Genomic DNA, 18,996 nt, shown 5'->3' with positions numbered 1-18,996 from the left:
GGTGGAACACCGTCTATCTGGGCTGAAAAAGCTAAGGTTGGTAGAAGGTCTGAGAGTAGACAGAGGAATCGTAAAATAGTTTTCCATATTTTGCGATTTCCTGTCTTAGTAATGAGGATCAGCAGGTGGAACACCGTGTGTAACAAGGGTGTTGGAACTTTTTGAATACTAAGAAAATAACGTATGATCTATTGAAGGAATATAAAAGTAATTAGGTTGTATTTAAAGAAATAAGTGGCAAGATCCCAATATAACTTTGTTTGTTTTTGGATCCTACCACTTATTTTTAAATAGTCTAATAGATTCGTGAAGACTAGCTTCTTTTGATTTTACAAAGGTGAAATGCACTTGAAACATCTTTATCTTCTTTATGTATGTAAGGAAGTAACCACTATCTTACTACATGGGTATGTTTTACGCGCCATTGTTCTAATTTGATACTCACCCAGAAACCATAGATCCCTAGTGTTATAACGGTTAATAGTAGCCATTTAAGCCAGTTACCGAATAATTGCATAGCTGTTCCATCGAAGTACAGTCTATGTCCGTTAATGACTGTGTGCTTAATTCGCCAGTTATACAATAAGCAGATTCCCCAAGGTGCACAAATACCTAATGTAAGAATTGTGATAAGTGTTGCTAAAATCGATGTCCCAATATACGTGACCAATCCACCATCAAAGTAAGATTCCCTCATATTTATTCCTCTTTTCAATAATTATTTTTTATGATTTTCCCTTTTTTTATGGTAACATACCTTAATTGAATTGCCTAAATTTACTTGATATTTCATGTAGCAGCTTTTTCTTGAGCGCAAAAGAGTGCTGGTTGCTAGTGATAGCTTGAAAAGATTAAATCTATTTGTTGTTATTTATTTGTGAACTTATTTAGTAATATAAAGAGAAATATCCGTTGATTCATGAGTAGTTTATGGCGAGGATTTCAGTACTTGACTTTCTTTTAGATTGCTTGTAATATACACCTTGGGCACCCTTTTAAAGGGTCAGAAGTTCACAGAAATTTCAGCTCCCTATTCTTAAAGAGAATAGGGAGCTTTATTTATTTTCTGAGACTTTTCCTGCAGATAATACAAGAAGGAGTTTTTGAATTTATGACAAAATACATTTTTGTGACAGGCGGCGTTGTTTCATCTATTGGTAAAGGAATTGTTGCAGCATCTTTAGGTCGTTTGTTAAAAAATCGTGGGTTGAAAGTAACCATCCAAAAATTTGATCCATACATCAACGTAGACCCAGGAACGATGAGTCCTTACCAACATGGGGAAGTCTTCGTAACTGATGATGGTGCTGAAACAGATTTGGACTTAGGCCATTATGAGCGTTTTATTGACATCAATTTGAACAAATACTCCAATGTTACGACAGGAAAAATTTATTCGGAAGTATTACGGAAAGAACGTAAAGGGGAGTATCTAGGAGCAACAGTCCAAGTGATTCCTCACATTACTAACGAAATCAAAGAAAAAATCATGCGTGCAGCAAAAATGACGGATTCTGATATCATTATTACAGAAGTTGGCGGAACAGTTGGTGATATTGAATCATTGCCTTTCTTAGAAGCACTACGTCAGATGAAAGCAGATGTTGGTTCAGATAATGTGATGTATATCCACACGACATTGATTCCTTATTTAAAAGCAGCAGGTGAGATGAAAACAAAACCGACACAACACAGTGTGAAAGAATTGAGAGGATTAGGGATCCAACCCAATATCTTAGTGGTTCGTACAGAACAGCCTGTTTCTCAAGATGTGAAAAATAAATTGGCGCAATTTTGTGATGTGGAACCTGAAGCAGTGATTGAATCACCAGATGTGGATACACTTTATTCCATTCCATTACTATTGCAAAAGCAAGGTATGGATCGAATCGTTTGTGAACATTTAAAACTATCAACACCAGAAGCAGATATGACAGAATGGAAAGAACTAGAAAATCGTGTGTTGAACTTAAAGAAAAAAGTTCGTATTGCTTTAGTTGGGAAATATGTGGAATTACCAGATGCTTATATTTCGGTTGTTGAAGCATTAAAACACTCAGGCTTTGCTTACGATGCAGAAATCGAACTTGATTGGATCAAAGCACATGAGCTAACACACGAAAATGTAGTTGAACGATTGCAAGATGCAGATGGTATTTTAGTTCCAGGTGGTTTTGGTGATCGAGGAGTGGAAGGGAAAATTGAAGCTATTCGATATGCTCGGGAAAATGATGTGCCATTTTTAGGGATTTGTCTAGGAATGCAAATGGCTTGTGTAGAGTTTGCTCGAAACGTCGTTGGTCTAGAAGATGCAGCTTCTGCTGAAACAATTCCAGAAACTACGAACAATATTATTGATTTGATGGCAGATCAAGAAAATATTGAAAATCTAGGTGGGACTTTGCGATTAGGCTTATATCCATGTAAGATCAAAAAAGGAACAACTACAGCAGATGCTTATGAAGGAGCAGAAGTCGTTCAAGAACGCCATCGTCATCGTTACGAATTCAATAACAAATACCGTCAATTATTTGAGCAACATGGTTTAGTCTTTTCTGGCGTTTCTCCAGATAATCGATTAGTTGAAATTGTGGAATTGACCGATAAAAAATTCTTTGTTGGTTGTCAATTCCACCCAGAGTTGATCTCACGTCCAAACCGTCCGCAAAAATTGATCAAAGCATTTGTCGGTAAAGCACTCACTGAACGTGAAACAAAGGAATAGTTAAAGTCTGAAATGACGGTGTCTTGTAGGGATTTATTCTTAGAATGAAATAATCCCAAAACATTTGTGATGTTATTAATTAAATTATTAATGAGATAATATTAACTTTTTAACCGATTCTTTTGTTAATTTGAATTTATTTTTTGAAACAAATACCTTGAAAATTTTCATTTTTATTGATTTTAGTAGAAAACTACTGAAATGTTTGGTAAAATAGGATCGTTGGTTAAGGATTGTCTTAACAAATTTAGTTTTACAAAATTTAGGAGGAATTTATTATGCCAGTAGTATCAGGAGCTGAATTTTTACAAGCTGCTCGTAAAGGCGGTTATGCTGTCGGCGGGTTCAACACAAACAACTTAGAATGGACACAAGCAATCCTAGAAGCAGCTGAAGCAAAACAAGCACCAGTACTTATCCAAACTTCAATGGGTGCAGCTAAATATATGGGTGGTTACAAAGTATGTAAAGACTTGATCACTGATTTAGTTGAAGCAATGAACATCACTGTTCCAGTGGCAATCCACTTAGACCATGGTGACTATGAAGCTGCTTTAGAATGTATCGAAGTTGGCTATACATCAGTTATGTTCGATGGTTCTCATTTACCATTCGAAGAAAACTTGAAATTAGCTAGAGATGTTGTTGAAAGAGCTCATGCTAAAGGAATCTCTGTTGAATGTGAAGTTGGTTCAATCGGCGGGGAAGAAGACGGAATCATCGGTAACGGTGAATTAGCTGACATCGAAGAATGTAAACAAATGGTTGCTACAGGTATTGACTACCTAGCTTGTGGAATTGGTAACATCCACGGCCAATACCCAGAAAACTGGGCTGGTTTAGCATTTGATCATTTGCAAGCAATTGCTGATGCTGTAGGTTCAGATGTGCCTTTAGTATTACATGGCGGATCAGGTATTCCTCAAGACCAAATCGAAAAAGCAATCTCAATGGGTATCTCAAAAGTAAATGTGAATACTGAATTCCAATTATCATTTGCAGCAGCTACTCGTGAGTACATTGAAGCTGGTAAAGACCGCGAAGGTAAAGGATTTGACCCTCGTAAATTATTAGCTCCAGGTAAAGCAGCAATCATCAAAGATGCTGAAGCTCATATTGACTGGTTCGGTTCTGCAAACAAAGCTTAATTTCTACTAGAAAATAAGCAGTAGCAGATGATGAGTGAAGAGAACAATCTTTCCATTTTGGATTGGTTGTTCTTTTTTTGCGCAAATAAAAGGAACGATACTCGTTTCTTCGTTTCATCTATGATAAAATACAGGCATATGTACTAAATTTGATGAGTAAACAAGGTGGGGAACAAATGAAAAAAATTGTAATCGAAGGAAATCGCCCATTGTCTGGAGAAGTAATGATCAGTGGCGCTAAAAATAGTGCAGTTGCTTTAATACCAGCCGCGATTTTAGCAGATTCTCCGGTTATCTTGGAAGGTGTACCTGACATTCAGGATGTTCATTCGTTAATCGAAATTCTAGAAATCATGGGCGCTAACGTCCGTTTCTCAAATAATGTATTGGAAATCGATCCTCGTGGTGTCGTTTCTGTACCTATGCCAAGTGGAAAGATTAATAGCTTGCGTGCGTCATACTATTTCATGGGTACTTTATTAGGAAAATTTGGGGAAGCAGTCGTAGGACTTCCTGGAGGATGCTACTTAGGACCACGTCCGATTGATCTGCATGTCAAAGGATTTGAAGCGCTAGGAGCAAAAGTAACTAACGAGCATGGTGCAATGTATCTGCGTACAGAAGATCAAACACTTCACGGTAACCGGGTCTTTATGGATGTTATTTCTGTTGGAGCAACGATCAATATTATGTTAGCTGCAGTTAAAGCAAAAGGGCAGACTGTGATCGAAAATGCCGCTCGTGAACCTGAGATTATCGATGTGGCTACTTTACTAAACAATATGGGAGCCAATATACGTGGTGCTGGAACAGATGTGATTCGAATCGAAGGAGTCGATCAATTGCATGGCTGCCGTCACTTTATGATCCCTGATCGTATCGAAGCTGGTACTTATTTAGCATTGGCAGCTGCTGCGGGAAATGGAGTGAAAGTAAAGAATGTTATCTATGAACACCTTGAAAGTTTTATTGCGAAACTTCAAGAAATCGGTGTGAATATGAAAATTAGTGAAGACGAGATTGAGGTCTATCCTTCAACGAATTTGAAAGCAGCTAATTTGATGACTTATCCTTATCCTGGATTTGCTACGGATCTGCAACAACCTTTAACTCCGCTTCTTTTGATGACTCAAGGGACAGCTGAGATCACTGATACCATTTATTCAAAACGAGTCAATCATGTACCCGAATTAGCACGGATGGGTGCAGATATTTCTGTTGAAGGAAATATGATCATTTTAAATGGTCCCAATAAACTCCATGGAGCTGAAGTCGTTGCCTCAGATCTTCGTGCAGGTGCTTGTTTAGTGATCGCTGGATTGATCGCAGAAGGGACAACAACGATTTACAATGTGGATTATATATTGCGTGGATATGATCATATTATCGAAAAATTAACAGCAATTGGCGCAAGAATTAAAATGGTGGAGGAAGTGGAAGCCGAATGAGTGACTATTTAACAATGGCTGAACTAGAAAATAAAACGTTAAAAGAAGTGTACAATTACGCGAAAGATTTTAAAATTCCTTATTATAGCAAAATGAATAAAAAGGAATTATCTTTAGCGGTCATTCGGGCACAAGCTGAAAAGCAAGGATTTTACTACATGGAGGGAATACTAGATATCGTAGGGCAAGATGGATATGGTTTCTTACGTCCAATCAACTATGGTCCAAGTGTGGAAGATATCTATATCTCTGCTTCCCAGATACGTCGCTTTAGCTTGAGAAATGGCGACAAGGTAGCTGGAAAAGCGAGACCTCCTAAAGAATCAGAACGTTATTATGGGTTAATGCATGTGGAAAGTGTGAACGGAAAAGACCCAGAAGAGGCCAAAGAGCGTCCTCACTTTCCTGCGCTCACTCCTCTTTACCCACAAAAGCAACTTCGCTTAGAAACAACCGCACAACGTTTATCTACGAGAATGATCGATATTTTTTCTCCTGTTGGTTTTGGTCAACGTGGTTTGATTGTTGCACCGCCAAAAGCGGGTAAGACATCTGTATTAAAAGAAATAGCGAATGGGATCACTGAAAATCATCCGGAAGTAGAATTGATCGTCTTATTGATTGATGAACGCCCTGAGGAAGTAACTGATCTTGAACGAAGTGTCAAAGGTGATGTTGTTTCCTCTACCTTTGATCTGCAACCACAAAACCATACAAGAGTTTCTGAATTAGTGTTGGAGCGTGCCATGCGTCTAGTGGAAGATAAACGAGATGTCGTGATCTTGATGGATAGTATTACTCGGTTAGCTCGAGCCTATAACTTAGTGGTACCGCCGAGTGGTCGTACCTTGAGTGGAGGGATCGATCCGGCTGCTCTATACAGACCCAAAAAATTCTTTGGTGCGGCTAGAAATATCGAAGAAGGCGGCAGCTTGACGATCTTAGCAACCGCTCTAGTAGATACGGGCAGTCGCATGGATGATGTGATCTATGAAGAGTTTAAAGGAACAGGGAACTTGGAATTGCAATTGTCACGTGAACTATCTGAACGTCGTATTTTCCCAGCGATCGATATTAAAAAATCTGGTACACGTAAAGAAGAACTATTAATGGACAACGAGCAGTTAGAAGAAATTTGGAAATTGCGTAAGGGCATGTTGGGGGATTCACTAGAATATACGGAACAATTGATTCGTTTCTTGAAAAAAACTAAAAATAACGAACAATTTTTTAAAGAATTTCAAGATGTCTCTTTTGGGAAAAAGAATCCTGTAAGAAATCTAAAAAGATAATTGCAACCTTGCACGAAACATGGTAAGATGTTACTGTTGTAAATCGACAAATCAACTCTGGTTCAGCAAATGAAGCAGGGCAAAGGAGCGAATATCATGAAAGAAAATATCCATCCAGATTACCATCCAGTAGTATTTTTGGATTCTACAACTGGTTTTAAATTCTTGTCAGGTTCAACAAAAACTTCACAAGAAACAGTTGAATGGGAAGACGGTAATACATACCCAGTCATCCGTGTCGAAGTAACTTCTGACTCACATCCATTCTATACTGGACGTCAAAAATTCACACAAGCAGACGGACGTGTGGACCGTTTCAACAAAAAATACGGTCTCAAAGACGAAAACGCTGCAGAATAATCAAAACATTGAGTATTCAATGGTTGGCAGACTACATGTTAAGTGTAGTCTGTTTTTTTGTCATTTTTATGGAGTGAAAATATAGAAAAGAAAATTTGGTGAATCAACTATAACTACTAATAAAAATAGTTGGGTTTGTACATATATATTACTGATTATTCTAAAGAGAAACAATTAGAGGCTGGGACATAAATGGTTAACTCCGAGAAAATAAGAAGGAATTCACAAAAATTGCTTTTCAAATTTTTGTGAATTTCGGTTTATTATCGAAGGTATTGCTTCTGATTCCGCCGTTTATACGTATTTAGAGCGTGAAACAAGAGTAAATAATACTTTTGTTTCACGCTCTAATTTTAAAATAAAAAGTTCTATAGTTGTAAGAAGTATGGTTAGATTGTCTCTGATTGGAAATTTGGTTCTGTTTCTTCAACTGTAAGTTTTTCTTTTTCTAACGCATATTCTTTAGCTAATTCATTTTTATCATAGATTTTGGCGAATGGATAGTACATCACGACTGATAAAACAATAAGGATCATATTTAAAACAGCAGCACGCCAGTCACCGCCTGTTGCAAGGTATGCCCCAATTGGCCCAGGTAATGTCCAAGGAGCAGTGATTGTGACTGCACTTACTAGACCGAGTTTTGTAGCAAACCATGCAATCGTTGCACAAACCATTGGTGTAAAGATAAAGGGAATGATCAATGTAGGATTCAATACGATAGGAACACCAAAGATAACTGGTTCATTAATATTAAAAATCGAAGGTGTAATGATTGCTTTTCCTAATTTAGAAGCATATTTTGATTTGGCTGTAAAGGCTAATAAGATAGCTAAACCAATCGTACAGCCCGAGCCACCAATCCAAACAAACCATTGATAGAAAGGTTCAGCAGCAATATTCGGTAATGCCTCACCTGCAGCTGCAGCAGTAGTATTGGATTCTAGAATCTGTAACCACAAAGGACGTGCTAATGAGCCGATGATGGAGACTCCGTGAATCCCGAATGACCAGAAGAAAGTAATCATAAAAATCAATAACAAGACACTTGGTAAAGTATCAGTGGCACTGATTAAAGGACTAACGATTTTCGATACTGCGGAGTGCCAGTCAAACCCAATGTAATAGCTGATGGAAGCCATGACTAAAATAACGATTAGAGTAGGAGTCAATGCTTCAAAGGAACGAGCAACAGCAGGTGGAACTTGTTCTGGCATTGTGATTTTAAATTTAGAGCGATCTGTAAAGCGATAGACTTCGACAGCGAAGATTGAAGTGATGATTCCCACGAACATCCCACCGCCTCCAAGATTGGCCATAGGCAGAACAAAGCCAGAAGTTCCTGCGGCCTCTGCAGCTTCAAGAGGAATATTGACAGGGATAAAAGTAAGTAAGAAAGCAATGGTAGCTAGTAATCCACCAGATACCACGTCTAATTTATAAGTCTTAGCTAGACTAGCACCAATACCAAAGGTCGCATACAAGGACATGATGTACATGGTCATACGATAAGGTAAGAGGATAGTTGCAGCATTTTCCGATAAGAACTGATAGATTCCCCAACTAGGTGGTAACGGTGGAAAAGCAATGATCAAGAAGAATGAGCCAACGATGATCAGTGGTAAAGTGGCGATGATTCCGTCTCGAATCGCTCGTAAATGGCGCTGATTAGCGATTTTTGCCATTGGACCAGCCAAATGACGTTCGATAAATTCAGTAAATTTTGTTAACATTGTGACACCCCTTGTTGTTGTTAGATTTTAAAAAATAATTCCTTTATAAAGCCAAAGATACGCAACGAACATGAGAATACCTAACGCAAGAAAAAAAGTAAGGATACATCCTTTGGTAAAGCCTTTGGTGCTAGAGATAAAATAGTGATTTCCGGTAATGACTGTAGCTAAACATAATGGCAAAAAGAAAAAGATACCGAGACGCACATCCCAATGTAACAAGTAGAAGCAATACGGAATGATGATCCCACCAATTAAGCAAGCAATAAGGACAAAAATAGATGTTTTAAAGCCAAAGGTAACCACAGGTGAAGTTTGTTTGTTGTCCATTGTTGTTCCTCCTTTCATTTTTAAACGCTTTCACAAAATAAGTATACCGTTGTGAAATTAAAAATCAATACTTTTGTAAATTTTAAGGAATTTTATTTCTAAAAAGTAGAGGGTTAACTGAATGAGAGCGTTCCGATGGTATTTGAACGAACAATTTTTGTAATGGCTGACATCAAAAAAACTAGATAAAGAAGTTGCGTGAACAACTTTCTTTACCTAGTCTTTTTATATAATAGAAGAAATATTTAGCTTAAAAGCTTCGGCCGCCACCGCCAAACGTGCCGCCGCCACTCGAATGGGTCGTGCTTCCACCACCGCCGCCGCTTCCTGGCGGTGGATTTCTCGGGATGCGTCGTGTCGTCACGAAAGAATTGGTAAGTCGATCCGTTCGATCAGTCAATTTAACTGAAGATTTTTCTCGGAATGGGTATTTATAGGTGCCGGATTTCAGTTGATAGCGAGAAACTGTTACCATATAGAAGGCAATACCTAAAATAGCTGCCAATACAAGTGCAATCACCATCTCGACGGGTGTAAGTATCTTGTATCGAGTGATTTTTCCAGTCTCTTCATCCACACGATAGTGACCGCCAGGAACGCCTTCATCTACGTAAGTAGAAGTTTTTGATAAATAAGCTTGTGCTGCTGCAAAGTAATTTGCATTGGTCATTTGATCATAGATATCATCTAATGTCGAATCGATCCTACTATCTGTCAGATAGTCGATCATATTCCCTGAAGTAGAGATATAGATTTCTCTTTGTCCCATGTCTAAAAGTAAAACAGAACCATTTTGGTCGTTCCCAATAGCATCTCTTAGGTAGTTATCTGCAAATTCTCTTGGCTCTTGGGAATTAGATGTAGTAGTTACGATAAACACTTGTCCTTTGATTTTCTCATTGATAGTCTGCGCTTGTTGATCCAGCGTTTGGATTTGGTCTGGTGTGAATAAACCAGCTTCATCGTTGACTGTTGGTGTCGCTGCTTGAACAGGAGATGACCAAAGAAAAGCAAAGAATAACAAAAAGATAAAATACATACTACGTTTTATCGTGATCATATCAAATATCCTCCAATCATAAAGAGGATTGCTAAGAGGGCAAATAGTCCAAAAGAAGTCAATGCCAGTTTTTTATGACTGATCGGCAATACCCCACTGACTTTCCCAGTTTGCCCATTCATAGCATAGTAATAGACTTTTTTATCGGAGTCATTACTGCGGTAAGTAACCAACCAGACAGGCAAAAGGACATATTCATTTTTTTCCTCAGTGATTGTTGCTGATGTTTGGACACCGGTCAAACTCGTATAGCCATTTGCTGTATCTCTTAATAGTTTTTCAGAATAATCGTTAAGTTCTTGGGCAACATCTGATTGAATCGCTTGATATTCAATATCCCGTTTTTCTGCCTGAAACCCAGCAAGATATTGGCTTTTAAATTCAATTGCCTTTGAGAGTGGGAAAGGCTGGACTGCTTCCACCATTTTTTGTTGGGTATTTTTAGACAAGGCGTTTTTTACTAATTCTTTAAAAGAAAGTTTGCCTTCTCGATGGATCGCATATTGCTTCGTTTCTGTATATTCGATGTCACCGACACGCCAGATTCTGATTACTGTCCCATTGGCTTGAAGTGAACCATCTATATTGGCATCGGTTGACCAGTAAGGAAAATAAACACCAGTCAATTTATCGATTTGGTCTTTATTGAAAAATGCTTTGGGAACAAACCATTTTTTCTTTGTCCATGCCAGAAATTGATTGATGGCTTCTTCTTTTTCAACGGCAAAAGGTAAGACTTTGTTTGGTAAAAAATCACCGCTCAAACGACCTGATAACACGACTGGATTATGACAGTAATAACAATAAGTTGCCGCAGTTGTTGCATCCGTTACGATCTCGGCACCACAGCTGGGACATAAGAACAAATCCATCGTTGTTTCTTGATCGACTGCTTGTGTTGATTCTTTTGATTCTTTCGTAAACCCGCCAGCGTCTTCAAGTGCTTGCCGTTCAGTTTCGTTCATTTGATCTAATTGTTCTTCTGCAGTAAAAGTAAAGTCATCTTTTGGAACAGTTTCTTCTTTCGTTTCATCCACATGACGGGCTGCTTTTTGTTCTTCTTCGTACTGACTGACTTCGGATTCTGTGTAGACATTTAGACAGTATTCGCAATGAAATTTTTGGTCTTTTGGATCAAATGTTAACGGCCCACCGCAATTGGGGCATTTATGTGTAAGGACATCCATTGATGCCACCCCTTTCTAAGACTTAATCAAGTGGGAGGCCTTTGAAAGGTTTTCCACAATTTGGACAAAATTTAGGAATTCCATTTGAAAGGTCTACGATTTCATTACATTCGCTACATTTCATTGCTAGTTTTGGTTGACTATCTGCTACAGGTTTTGCCGCACCGCAGTTTGAACAGAATTTGCCAGTATTTTCGGTTTTGCAGACAGGACAGGTCCAAGTATCACTGCTACCTTGAGCAGCTTGTTGGTTTTGTTTTTCTTTTTGCTGATTGATTTGTTCTTGATTATTCTGTGAGGCTTGTGAAAGGTAGGAACCATTCGCATTCATCCCCATGCCCATACCCATAAAACCAGTCATTGCGCCTGCATCATTTTTTCCAGCTGCTTCCATCCCACGAGCAATGGAACCTTGGACATACCCTTCGCGGACACTTGGATCACCTAGCATTGCGCCTTCATTGCGCATATTGATCAGTTTGACAGAATCATCTGTGTAAGAAATGCTGGCAACTGCGACGGAAACAATCTCCATGCCTCGTAGTTCACGCCAAGAATCATCTAAAGCAGAACCCATATATTTACTTAATTCTAAACTTTTTGAAGGCACATAAGAAATGCGTTGTCCATCAGCAGACATTTGGTTGATAGCTGATTGCAAAGCAGTCAGAAACTCAGCTAAGTATTGTTCATTGATATCTGAAATTTCCACTTGTGTTTTGTTTTTAGGAATCGCATTTGTATAAAATAAAATTGGATCCGTAATATGGATCGAGTAGGTGCCATGCGCACGCAGGAACAATTCAGCGTTATAAAAATTATCAAAATAATTCAATGGCGCACTCGTTCCAAACTTGATCCCTTTGATTTCTTGTAAATTGATATAGAAAACTTGTTGTTTTTGTGGTGTTACCCCACCAAATTTGAAACGATCGAAAGTTTCAGAAATTGCATCCTTCAAGGAACCATTGAACATTGAAGGAGCCGCATCGTTTTTGATGGTGTAGTAGCCTTCTTCTGCAGTGTAATCGATGATCTTTCCACCATCGACTAAAAGCATCATCATATTTGGATAGACATGTACCACTGTACCGTCTGTCAATACATCTTCTGTTCCTTTACGATTAGAGCCACGTTTATCATCTTTTCGTACTTTGACCCCTTTAGTCATGACCGTTGTATTACTCATATCATCAGGCTCAATGACCTCGATCCATTGATCCGCCAATCCGCCACCGATCATACTTGTTGCTGCTTTAATAAGACCCATAAAAACTTCCTCCCTTAATCAAGTATTTCTTTACTTGCGTAGCTGTTTTTATTATACCATAGGAGAATGAAAATGCTCTCAGTCGAAAGATGTATAAGGAGACTTTCCTACAAAAAAAGCAACAAAGGATAGTAGTTTTTTTTCAGTAAATCACGTATAATAAAAGATAGTGAATTTTTTCAATAGAAGGGGGATCCTTATGGCATATCAAGCACTTTATCGTGTCTGGCGTTCACAACGTTTTGAAGACATCGTTGGACAAAAAGCGGTGACACAGACTTTGAAAAATGCGATCGTTTCCCACAAAACCTCCCATGCTTATTTGTTTACTGGCCCAAGAGGAACAGGGAAAACAAGTGCGGCAAAAATTTTTGCCAAGGCGATCAATTGCCCAAACAGCAAAGATGGTGAACCTTGTAATCATTGTGAAATGTGCCAGTCGATTACTGCAGGCACACAAGAAGATGTGATAGAAATTGATGCAGCAAGCAATAACGGAGTAGAAGAGATCCGATTTATCAGAGATAGAGCGAACTACGCACCAACGAAAGCCGCTTATAAAATCTACATCATTGATGAAGTCCATATGCTTTCGACAGGAGCTTTCAATGCGTTGTTGAAGACATTAGAAGAACCTAAAGAAAGTGTTATTTTTATTTTAGCAACGACTGAGCCACATAAAATCCCTGCGACAATCATTTCTCGTACTCAACGTTTTGATTTCAAACGAATCAACGCAGCTGATATTACGGAACATCTTGAATTTATTTTAAATCAAACTCAGACACCTTACGAAGTTCCGGCGATCCAAGTCATTGCACGAGCTGCAGAAGGTGGGATGCGTGATGCGTTGAGTATTCTTGACCAAGCCATTTCATTTAGTAACGGTGAAATCACGCTTGATGATGCTATGCAAGTGACTGGTAGTTTAACGAATGAAATGATGGATGCCTACTTGGGGGCTTGTGTCAGAAAAGAGATACCTCAAGCACTGGAAGAATTGAATAAGATTTTAGCGGCTGGCAAAGAATCACGCCGTTTTTTAGAAGATCTTCTAGCTTATTGCCGTGATTTGCTGATGTATCAGCAAGCACCTAAATTGGTTGAAGAAACTTCGAGTATGAAGACGGAGGAATTTGTGACCCTTGCGAATGAAGTTTCCGCTGAGAAATTATTCCAAATGATCCAAGTGTTGAGTGATACGCAAAATGATGTCCGCTTCACCAATAGTGCAACGATTTATTTGGAAGTTGCCACGGTCAAATTGGCTCAATCTGCGAGTTCTCCAGCTATCCAAGCTGTGAACGAAACAGATTTACAACAAATCAGTCAACTACAAAAAGAATTGAAAGAACTAAAAAAAGAAATAGCAGAAATCAAAAATGGTACGGTAAAAGTGAACGGAAATCAGCCGACACCGACAACGCCGATACAGAAGAAACAACCAAGTACGTATCGTGTACCGACAGAACGTGTGTATAACGTATTAAATTCAGCGACCAGAAAACACCTGAACGAAGTCAAAGAAGTATGGGAAGATCTCTTGCTTAGTTTATCGGTTACTCAACGAGCGATGCTAAAAGCAAGTGAACCGGTAGCTGCCGGTCCTACAGGTTTAGTGATTGCTTTTGATTATGAAATCGTCTGTCAGCGTGCAGCTAACGATGAAGAACTTCAACTAGCAATCCATAATCAGATGAGTAGGATGATCAAAGACTATGCTCCCGAACCAGTCTATATTACCAGAGAAAGTTGGCCTGGATTGCGAAAAAGTTTCTTGATCCAAGTGAAAGATGGAGGAGCAGAAGAATCTTTTGCACCAGAAGATTCTGCGGATGAAATCGAATTGATCCCGGAAGAGCCACAAGAAGAAAATGTAGTGGCAAAAGCAGAAGAACTTTTTGGTGCAGCAGTCACTATCATGGATGATTAAACAATAAAAGGAGAACGATAACGATGATGCGCGGAATGGGAAATATGCAAGGTATGATGAAACAAGTACAAAAAATGCAAAAAGAAATGGCACAAGCACAAGAGCAACTCAATGAAACAGAATTTACAGGAAGCTCAACGAATGATTTAGTGAAGGTCGTATTTACGGGAAACCGTCGAATGAAAGATATTCAAATCAATGAACAAGTCATCGATCCAGAAGATACAGAAATGCTGCAAGATCTAGTAGTGATGGCGGTAAATGATGTATTAGAAAAAATCGATACAGAATCTGAAAAAACAATGGGAAAATATACTAAGGGTCTACCTTTCTAAATTTTCCTGAAGGGGAAATGAACATGCAATATCCAGAACCAATTGCAAAATTGATCGATAGTTATATGAGACTTCCAGGAATCGGTCAAAAGACAGCAACGAGATTAGCTTTTTATACTATCGATATGAAAGATGAAATCGTCAATGAATTTGCAAAATCGTTGTTAAGTGTCAAACGTGATTTGCATTTTTGTAGTATCTGCGGAAACATCACAGAAGAAGATCCTTGTGATATTTGTAAAGATCCTTCAAGAGATCGTGGGATCATTTTAGTAGTAGAGGAACCGAAAGATGTGATGGCTATGGAAAAAATGCGTGAATATCGCGGGTTGTACCATGTGCTACATGGTGTACTTTCCCCTATGGAAGGCACCGGTCCAGAAGATATCAACATCTCTTCTTTGTTGCAACGGTTGCATGATGACCAAGTACAAGAAGTGATCATTGCGACAAATGCAACGACTGAAGGTGAGGCTACTGCTATGTACCTTTCCAGACTGATAAAACCGGCAGGAATCAAAGTTACACGGTTGGCTCATGGTCTTTCCGTTGGCTCAGATATCGAATATGCGGACGAAGTTACCTTGTTAAAGGCAGTAGAAGGAAGACGTGAATTATAATTTGATGACCGAAGCGCTGTGAAAATAGCGGCTGGTTGATCATGACAGTTTTATTAACAAACTTTTTCAGCTACAATGAAGAAGCAGGATGAGAGATGGGGGAAAATTGTGAACGGACTATTTATTACGATTGAGGGGCCAGATGGTGCTGGGAAAACGAGTATCATCAAGGAACTGTTTCCTCTTTTGAAAAAAGTAGCAAAAACAGAAATCATTCAGACAAGAGAACCAGGAGGCATTCCAATTGCTGAAGCGATTCGTGCAATCATTCTTGATCCAAAAAATGATCGAATGGATGATCGGACAGAAAGTTTACTATATGCAGCAGCTAGGCGGCAACATTTGGTTGAAAAAGTTCTACCGGCACTAGCAAGTGGAAAAATCGTTTTATGTGATCGTTTTGTGGATAGCTCACTAGCTTATCAAGGAGCTGGCCGTAGGATTGGTATTGCTGAGATTGCTCGGTTGAATGAGTTTGCTACAGAAGGGACGACGCCTGATTTTACTCTTTATCTCGATGTGGACTCTGACACGGGGTTGCGCCGGATCGAGAACCATCGCCAAGATCAGATCGACCGACTAGACTCAGAAGGATTAGAATTCCATCAACGTGTCCGTCATGCTTATCTCAAATTGGCGGATAAGTATCCTGAACGTATTCATAAGATCGATGCAAGAAAGAGTTTCCAAGAAGTGTTAGAAATGAGTTATCAAGCCATTATTCAACAGTATCCACAATTTTTTGAAAGCCAGGAAGGTGACCGTAAATGAAAATCATTTTAGCTATTATTCAAGATAAAGATAGTAACCGTTTGTCCAATGAGTTAATTGATGCGAATATCCGTGCGACAAAATTATCTTCAACCGGTGGTTTTTTAAAGGCTGGTAACAGTACTTTTATCGTTGGGATCGAAGATGATCGTGTAGAAGAAGCATTAGAAGTGATTAAAAGAACGTGTGAATCAAGAAAACAATTTGTTTCAACACCAGTAACATTAGATATTTCAATGGACGGTGGGGTTCCTTACCCTGTAGAGGTCGAAGTAGGCGGAGCAACAGTGTTTGTCTTGCCAGTTGAAGGATTCCACCAATTTTAGGAGGAGCTATGGATCAAGAATTGACACTGGATCAAATGCAACCTCTCGTGTATCAACAACTTCAACGAAGTTTTGAGCATGAGCGACTCGCTCATGCTTATCTTTTTGAAGGCGAGAAAGGAACAGGGAAACACGAGATGGGGATTTGGTTGGCACAACATTTATTTTGTACACAGCTAAAAGATCATCAACCTTGTGGTATTTGCAACAATTGTCAAAGAATACAACATCAGGAACATCCCGATGTACTAGTAATCGAGCCAGAAGGCCAAACAATCAAGGTTGATCAAATCCGTCGTCTTCAAACTGAATTTAGTCGAAGTGGCTATGAGTCAAGAAAAAAAGTGTTCCTGATTCAAGAGGCGGAAAAAATGAATGCAAGTGCTGCAAATAGCTTATTGAAATTTTTAGAAGAGCCACCTAGTGACTTTTTAGCTATTTTAGAAACAGAAGCCATTGGTCGGATTTTACCTACGATTCAATCGCGATGTCAAACACTTCATTTTTCCGAATTATCTAAAAAAGCGTTGATCCATAAGTTACAAGAAAAGCAGATTTCTTCCGAAAAAGCGAATCTTTTGGCTTTCTTAACCAACAGTTTAGGAAAAGCAGTTGAAATCTCAGAAGATGAATGGTTTAATGAGGCTAAGGACTTGATTTATCAATGGTTTGTATACTTAGAAAATAAAGATACACAAGCATTTATCTATGTCCAAAAAAGATTGACGAAGGTCTTTAAAGAGAAAAAACAGCAGTTTACTGGGCTGTCAATCCTGTTATATTATTATCAAGAAGCACAAAAACAGGCGATAGCTTCTGGGGAGTATGGAAAAGTAAAACAGCTGAATCAAACGATAGAACGCATTTTATCGGCAGAACAAAAATTACAGAGCAATGTAAGCTTTCAAGCTGTTGCAGAGCAATTTGTTTTACAAACGGTTTTTTGATTTGTCAATTTATTTTTGTCGTAATCAAGGAGGATGCAAATGGTAGAAGTAGTAGGTGTCCGTTATAGAGATGCTGGTCATATCTATTATTTTACACCTGGGGATTCAGAGTATGGTTACAATGATAAAGTGTTAGTCGAGTCTCAGCAAACTTTACATATTGCAACTGTTGCTGTTCCTAAAAAAGAGTTTGATCTGGAAGATTTACCTGAAACCGTCAATCGAATTTTACACAAGGTAACTCCTGCTGAGCTTAAGATAAGTAAGAAAAATCAAGATGATGCTTTACGTGCATTTACGATTGCAAAAGAAAAAGTAAAAGCAAGACAATTAGAAATGAAAATTATTCGTGCGGCCTATACATTTGATCGAAGTAAACTAACCTTTAGTTTCACCGCAGATGGGCGCATTGATTTTAGAGAGTTAGTAAAAGATCTAGCCGCTGTTTTTCGCACGAGGATCGAACTCCAACAAATAGGAGTGCGGGACGAAGCGAAAATGATTGGAAGCATCGGGCCTTGCGGAAGACCATTGTGCTGTTCTTCTTTTCTAGGTGATTTTGTACCAGTATCGATCAAAATGGCAAAAGAACAAGGACTATCATTGAATCCTGCCAAAATATCAGGTCTGTGTGGTAGACTGATGTGCTGTCTGCAATATGAAAGTGAAGCATATGAAGAAGCCAAAAAAGAACTTCCTGATTTTGGAACAATGATTGAAACACCCGATGGTAAAGGGAAAGTTGTAGGGTTGAATCTGCTTAGTCGAATCGTAAGTGTTCGATTGAAAGGACTGGAAAATCCTGTGGAATATGAATGGGACGAATTGAAAAATGCCATCGAAGTAGGTGAAATGAATGGATAAGAGATCATTATATGACGGGTTGAACCAATTGGAGTCAGAACTACGAAATACATTGACCGAATTAGTCGAGATGAAACATGCGTTGCATGAAATCGTTGAAAAAAATACGACTTTAGAGATGGAGAATCAACGGTTACGGGAACATTTGAGAGAACTGAACCAAGTGGCACAAGAACCAGCTGGAGCGGCAAAACAAGAACTTTCAAAATCTCGCATGAATTTAGAAAAGATTTATGAAGAAGGATTTCATGTTTGTTATGATTTGTATGGTTCAAGACGTGAAAATGATGAACCTTGTGCGTTCTGTTTAGAAGTGATTTATCGAGAAAGCGGTCGCTGAAAAAAGTAGGTGAGTAGACTTTTTCTTTCAAATAAAAATGAACGAGAAGCAACGTATTCAAACTCAATAAAAAGCCGGAAACTCAGAGAATAGCTGTTCCTATTTTCGAGATTCTCCGGCTTATTTTTTGAAAGAATTATTTTTGATTTGTTGTCTTGTGATGATGAACAACTCCATCTTTTATAACCTAACATACGGTGTTCGAGAAGGTGATCTTCGGCCCTAAGTCACAATCGCAAAAAATATGAAAAGCTATTTTCTTCGATTGCTCCTTACTGCTCAGATCAGTACCCTTCTCTCACAACCT

General features: G+C 38.7%; 19 protein-coding genes. 13 read left to right on the top strand and 6 right to left on the bottom strand.

Features of this window, described 5'->3' with window-relative positions; all coding sequences use genetic code 11:
• Nucleotides 1-391: 391 nt before the first annotated feature.
• The gene (locus A5844_RS12275; RefSeq protein WP_086285470.1) at nucleotides 392-697 is read right to left on the bottom strand and encodes a DUF898 family protein; all 306 of its coding nucleotides are present in this window, start codon (nucleotides 695-697) and stop codon (nucleotides 392-394) included.
• Between the two features lie 414 nt (nucleotides 698-1,111).
• Between A5844_RS12275 and pyrG the strand changes: the two genes are divergently transcribed.
• The 5 genes from pyrG to A5844_RS12250 all read left to right on the top strand — a co-directional run bounded on the left by pyrG (nucleotide 1,112) and on the right by A5844_RS12250 (nucleotide 6,973).
• Nucleotides 1,112-2,725: a CTP synthase gene (pyrG, locus tag A5844_RS12270; protein ID WP_086285469.1), complete on the top strand. Its 1,614-nt coding sequence runs from the start codon at nucleotides 1,112-1,114 to the stop codon at nucleotides 2,723-2,725.
• 278 nt (nucleotides 2,726-3,003) lie between these two features.
• On the top strand, nucleotides 3,004-3,873 hold the full coding sequence (locus tag A5844_RS12265; RefSeq protein WP_086285468.1) for a class II fructose-bisphosphate aldolase: 870 nt from the start codon (nucleotides 3,004-3,006) through the stop codon (nucleotides 3,871-3,873).
• 176 nt (nucleotides 3,874-4,049) lie between these two features.
• Nucleotides 4,050-5,321 carry a UDP-N-acetylglucosamine 1-carboxyvinyltransferase gene (gene murA, locus A5844_RS12260; protein ID WP_086285467.1) on the top strand — a complete coding sequence of 424 codons (1,272 nt, stop codon included), beginning with the start codon at nucleotides 4,050-4,052 and terminating at the stop codon, nucleotides 5,319-5,321.
• Entirely contained in the window at nucleotides 5,318-6,613 is a 1,296-nt protein-coding gene (rho, locus tag A5844_RS12255) for a transcription termination factor Rho (protein WP_086285466.1), read from the top strand. The genes murA and rho overlap by 4 nt, the downstream gene beginning before the upstream one ends.
• Before the next feature lie 96 nt (nucleotides 6,614-6,709).
• Nucleotides 6,710-6,973: a type B 50S ribosomal protein L31 gene (locus tag A5844_RS12250; protein WP_010736059.1), complete on the top strand. Its 264-nt coding sequence runs from the start codon at nucleotides 6,710-6,712 to the stop codon at nucleotides 6,971-6,973.
• A 389-nt stretch (nucleotides 6,974-7,362) separates the two neighbouring features.
• Here A5844_RS12250 and A5844_RS12245 read toward each other — a convergent pair whose 3' ends face one another.
• The 5 genes from A5844_RS12245 to A5844_RS12225 form a co-directional block, all read right to left on the bottom strand.
• Nucleotides 7,363-8,706 (bottom strand): PTS sugar transporter subunit IIC, encoded by a 1,344-nt coding sequence (locus A5844_RS12245; RefSeq protein ID WP_086285465.1) that lies wholly within the window; start codon nucleotides 8,704-8,706, stop codon nucleotides 7,363-7,365.
• A 27-nt stretch (nucleotides 8,707-8,733) separates the two neighbouring features.
• Nucleotides 8,734-9,036, bottom strand: coding sequence for a hypothetical protein (locus tag A5844_RS12240; protein WP_086285464.1), 303 nt, complete (start codon nucleotides 9,034-9,036; stop codon nucleotides 8,734-8,736).
• A 250-nt stretch (nucleotides 9,037-9,286) separates the two neighbouring features.
• Nucleotides 9,287-10,075: a TPM domain-containing protein gene (locus tag A5844_RS12235; protein WP_179190603.1), complete on the bottom strand. Its 789-nt coding sequence runs from the start codon at nucleotides 10,073-10,075 to the stop codon at nucleotides 9,287-9,289.
• Nucleotides 10,076-10,092: 17 nt separating this feature from the next.
• Nucleotides 10,093-11,283, bottom strand: a complete 1,191-nt coding sequence (locus A5844_RS12230; protein WP_086285462.1) for a TFIIB-type zinc ribbon-containing protein — start codon at nucleotides 11,281-11,283, stop codon at nucleotides 10,093-10,095.
• A 22-nt stretch (nucleotides 11,284-11,305) separates the two neighbouring features.
• Nucleotides 11,306-12,553, bottom strand: a complete 1,248-nt coding sequence (locus tag A5844_RS12225) for an SPFH domain-containing protein (protein ID WP_086285461.1) — start codon at nucleotides 12,551-12,553, stop codon at nucleotides 11,306-11,308.
• 199 nt (nucleotides 12,554-12,752) lie between these two features.
• Here A5844_RS12225 and dnaX point away from each other — a divergent pair, with 199 nt between their 5' ends.
• The 8 genes from dnaX to A5844_RS12185 all read left to right on the top strand — a co-directional run bounded on the left by dnaX (nucleotide 12,753) and on the right by A5844_RS12185 (nucleotide 18,689).
• Nucleotides 12,753-14,486, top strand: coding sequence for a DNA polymerase III subunit gamma/tau (gene dnaX / locus A5844_RS12220; RefSeq protein WP_086285460.1), 1,734 nt, complete (start codon nucleotides 12,753-12,755; stop codon nucleotides 14,484-14,486).
• A 23-nt stretch (nucleotides 14,487-14,509) separates the two neighbouring features.
• Nucleotides 14,510-14,821, top strand: coding sequence for a YbaB/EbfC family nucleoid-associated protein (locus tag A5844_RS12215; protein WP_086285459.1), 312 nt, complete (start codon nucleotides 14,510-14,512; stop codon nucleotides 14,819-14,821).
• A 23-nt stretch (nucleotides 14,822-14,844) separates the two neighbouring features.
• The gene (gene recR, locus A5844_RS12210; protein ID WP_086285458.1) at nucleotides 14,845-15,441 is read left to right on the top strand and encodes a recombination mediator RecR; all 597 of its coding nucleotides are present in this window, start codon (nucleotides 14,845-14,847) and stop codon (nucleotides 15,439-15,441) included.
• A 108-nt stretch (nucleotides 15,442-15,549) separates the two neighbouring features.
• Nucleotides 15,550-16,212 carry a dTMP kinase gene (gene tmk / locus A5844_RS12205; protein ID WP_086285457.1) on the top strand — a complete coding sequence of 221 codons (663 nt, stop codon included), beginning with the start codon at nucleotides 15,550-15,552 and terminating at the stop codon, nucleotides 16,210-16,212.
• Entirely contained in the window at nucleotides 16,209-16,538 is a 330-nt protein-coding gene (gene darA / locus A5844_RS12200) for a cyclic di-AMP receptor DarA (protein WP_086285456.1), read from the top strand. The genes tmk and darA overlap by 4 nt, the downstream gene beginning before the upstream one ends.
• Nucleotides 16,539-16,546: 8 nt before the next feature.
• Complete coding sequence (holB, locus tag A5844_RS12195; RefSeq protein WP_086285455.1) at nucleotides 16,547-17,485, top strand: DNA polymerase III subunit delta'; 939 nt, start codon at nucleotides 16,547-16,549, stop codon at nucleotides 17,483-17,485.
• A gap of 39 nt (nucleotides 17,486-17,524) precedes the next feature.
• A complete protein-coding gene (locus tag A5844_RS12190; protein ID WP_086285454.1) occupies nucleotides 17,525-18,349 on the top strand; it encodes a PSP1 domain-containing protein in 825 nt (274 codons plus the stop codon).
• The gene (locus A5844_RS12185) at nucleotides 18,342-18,689 is read left to right on the top strand and encodes a DNA replication initiation control protein YabA (protein ID WP_086285453.1); all 348 of its coding nucleotides are present in this window, start codon (nucleotides 18,342-18,344) and stop codon (nucleotides 18,687-18,689) included. Before A5844_RS12190 ends, A5844_RS12185 begins: the two co-directional genes overlap by 8 nt.
• Nucleotides 18,690-18,996: the final 307 nt, after the last annotated feature.

It is taken from the genome of Candidatus Enterococcus wittei, from assembly GCF_002140175.1.
Taxonomy (GTDB): Bacteria; Bacillota; Bacilli; order Lactobacillales; family Enterococcaceae; genus Enterococcus_B; species Enterococcus_B wittei.
The sequence above is the reverse complement of the archived record's forward strand: the minus strand, read 5'-3'. Positions and strand labels throughout refer to the sequence as shown.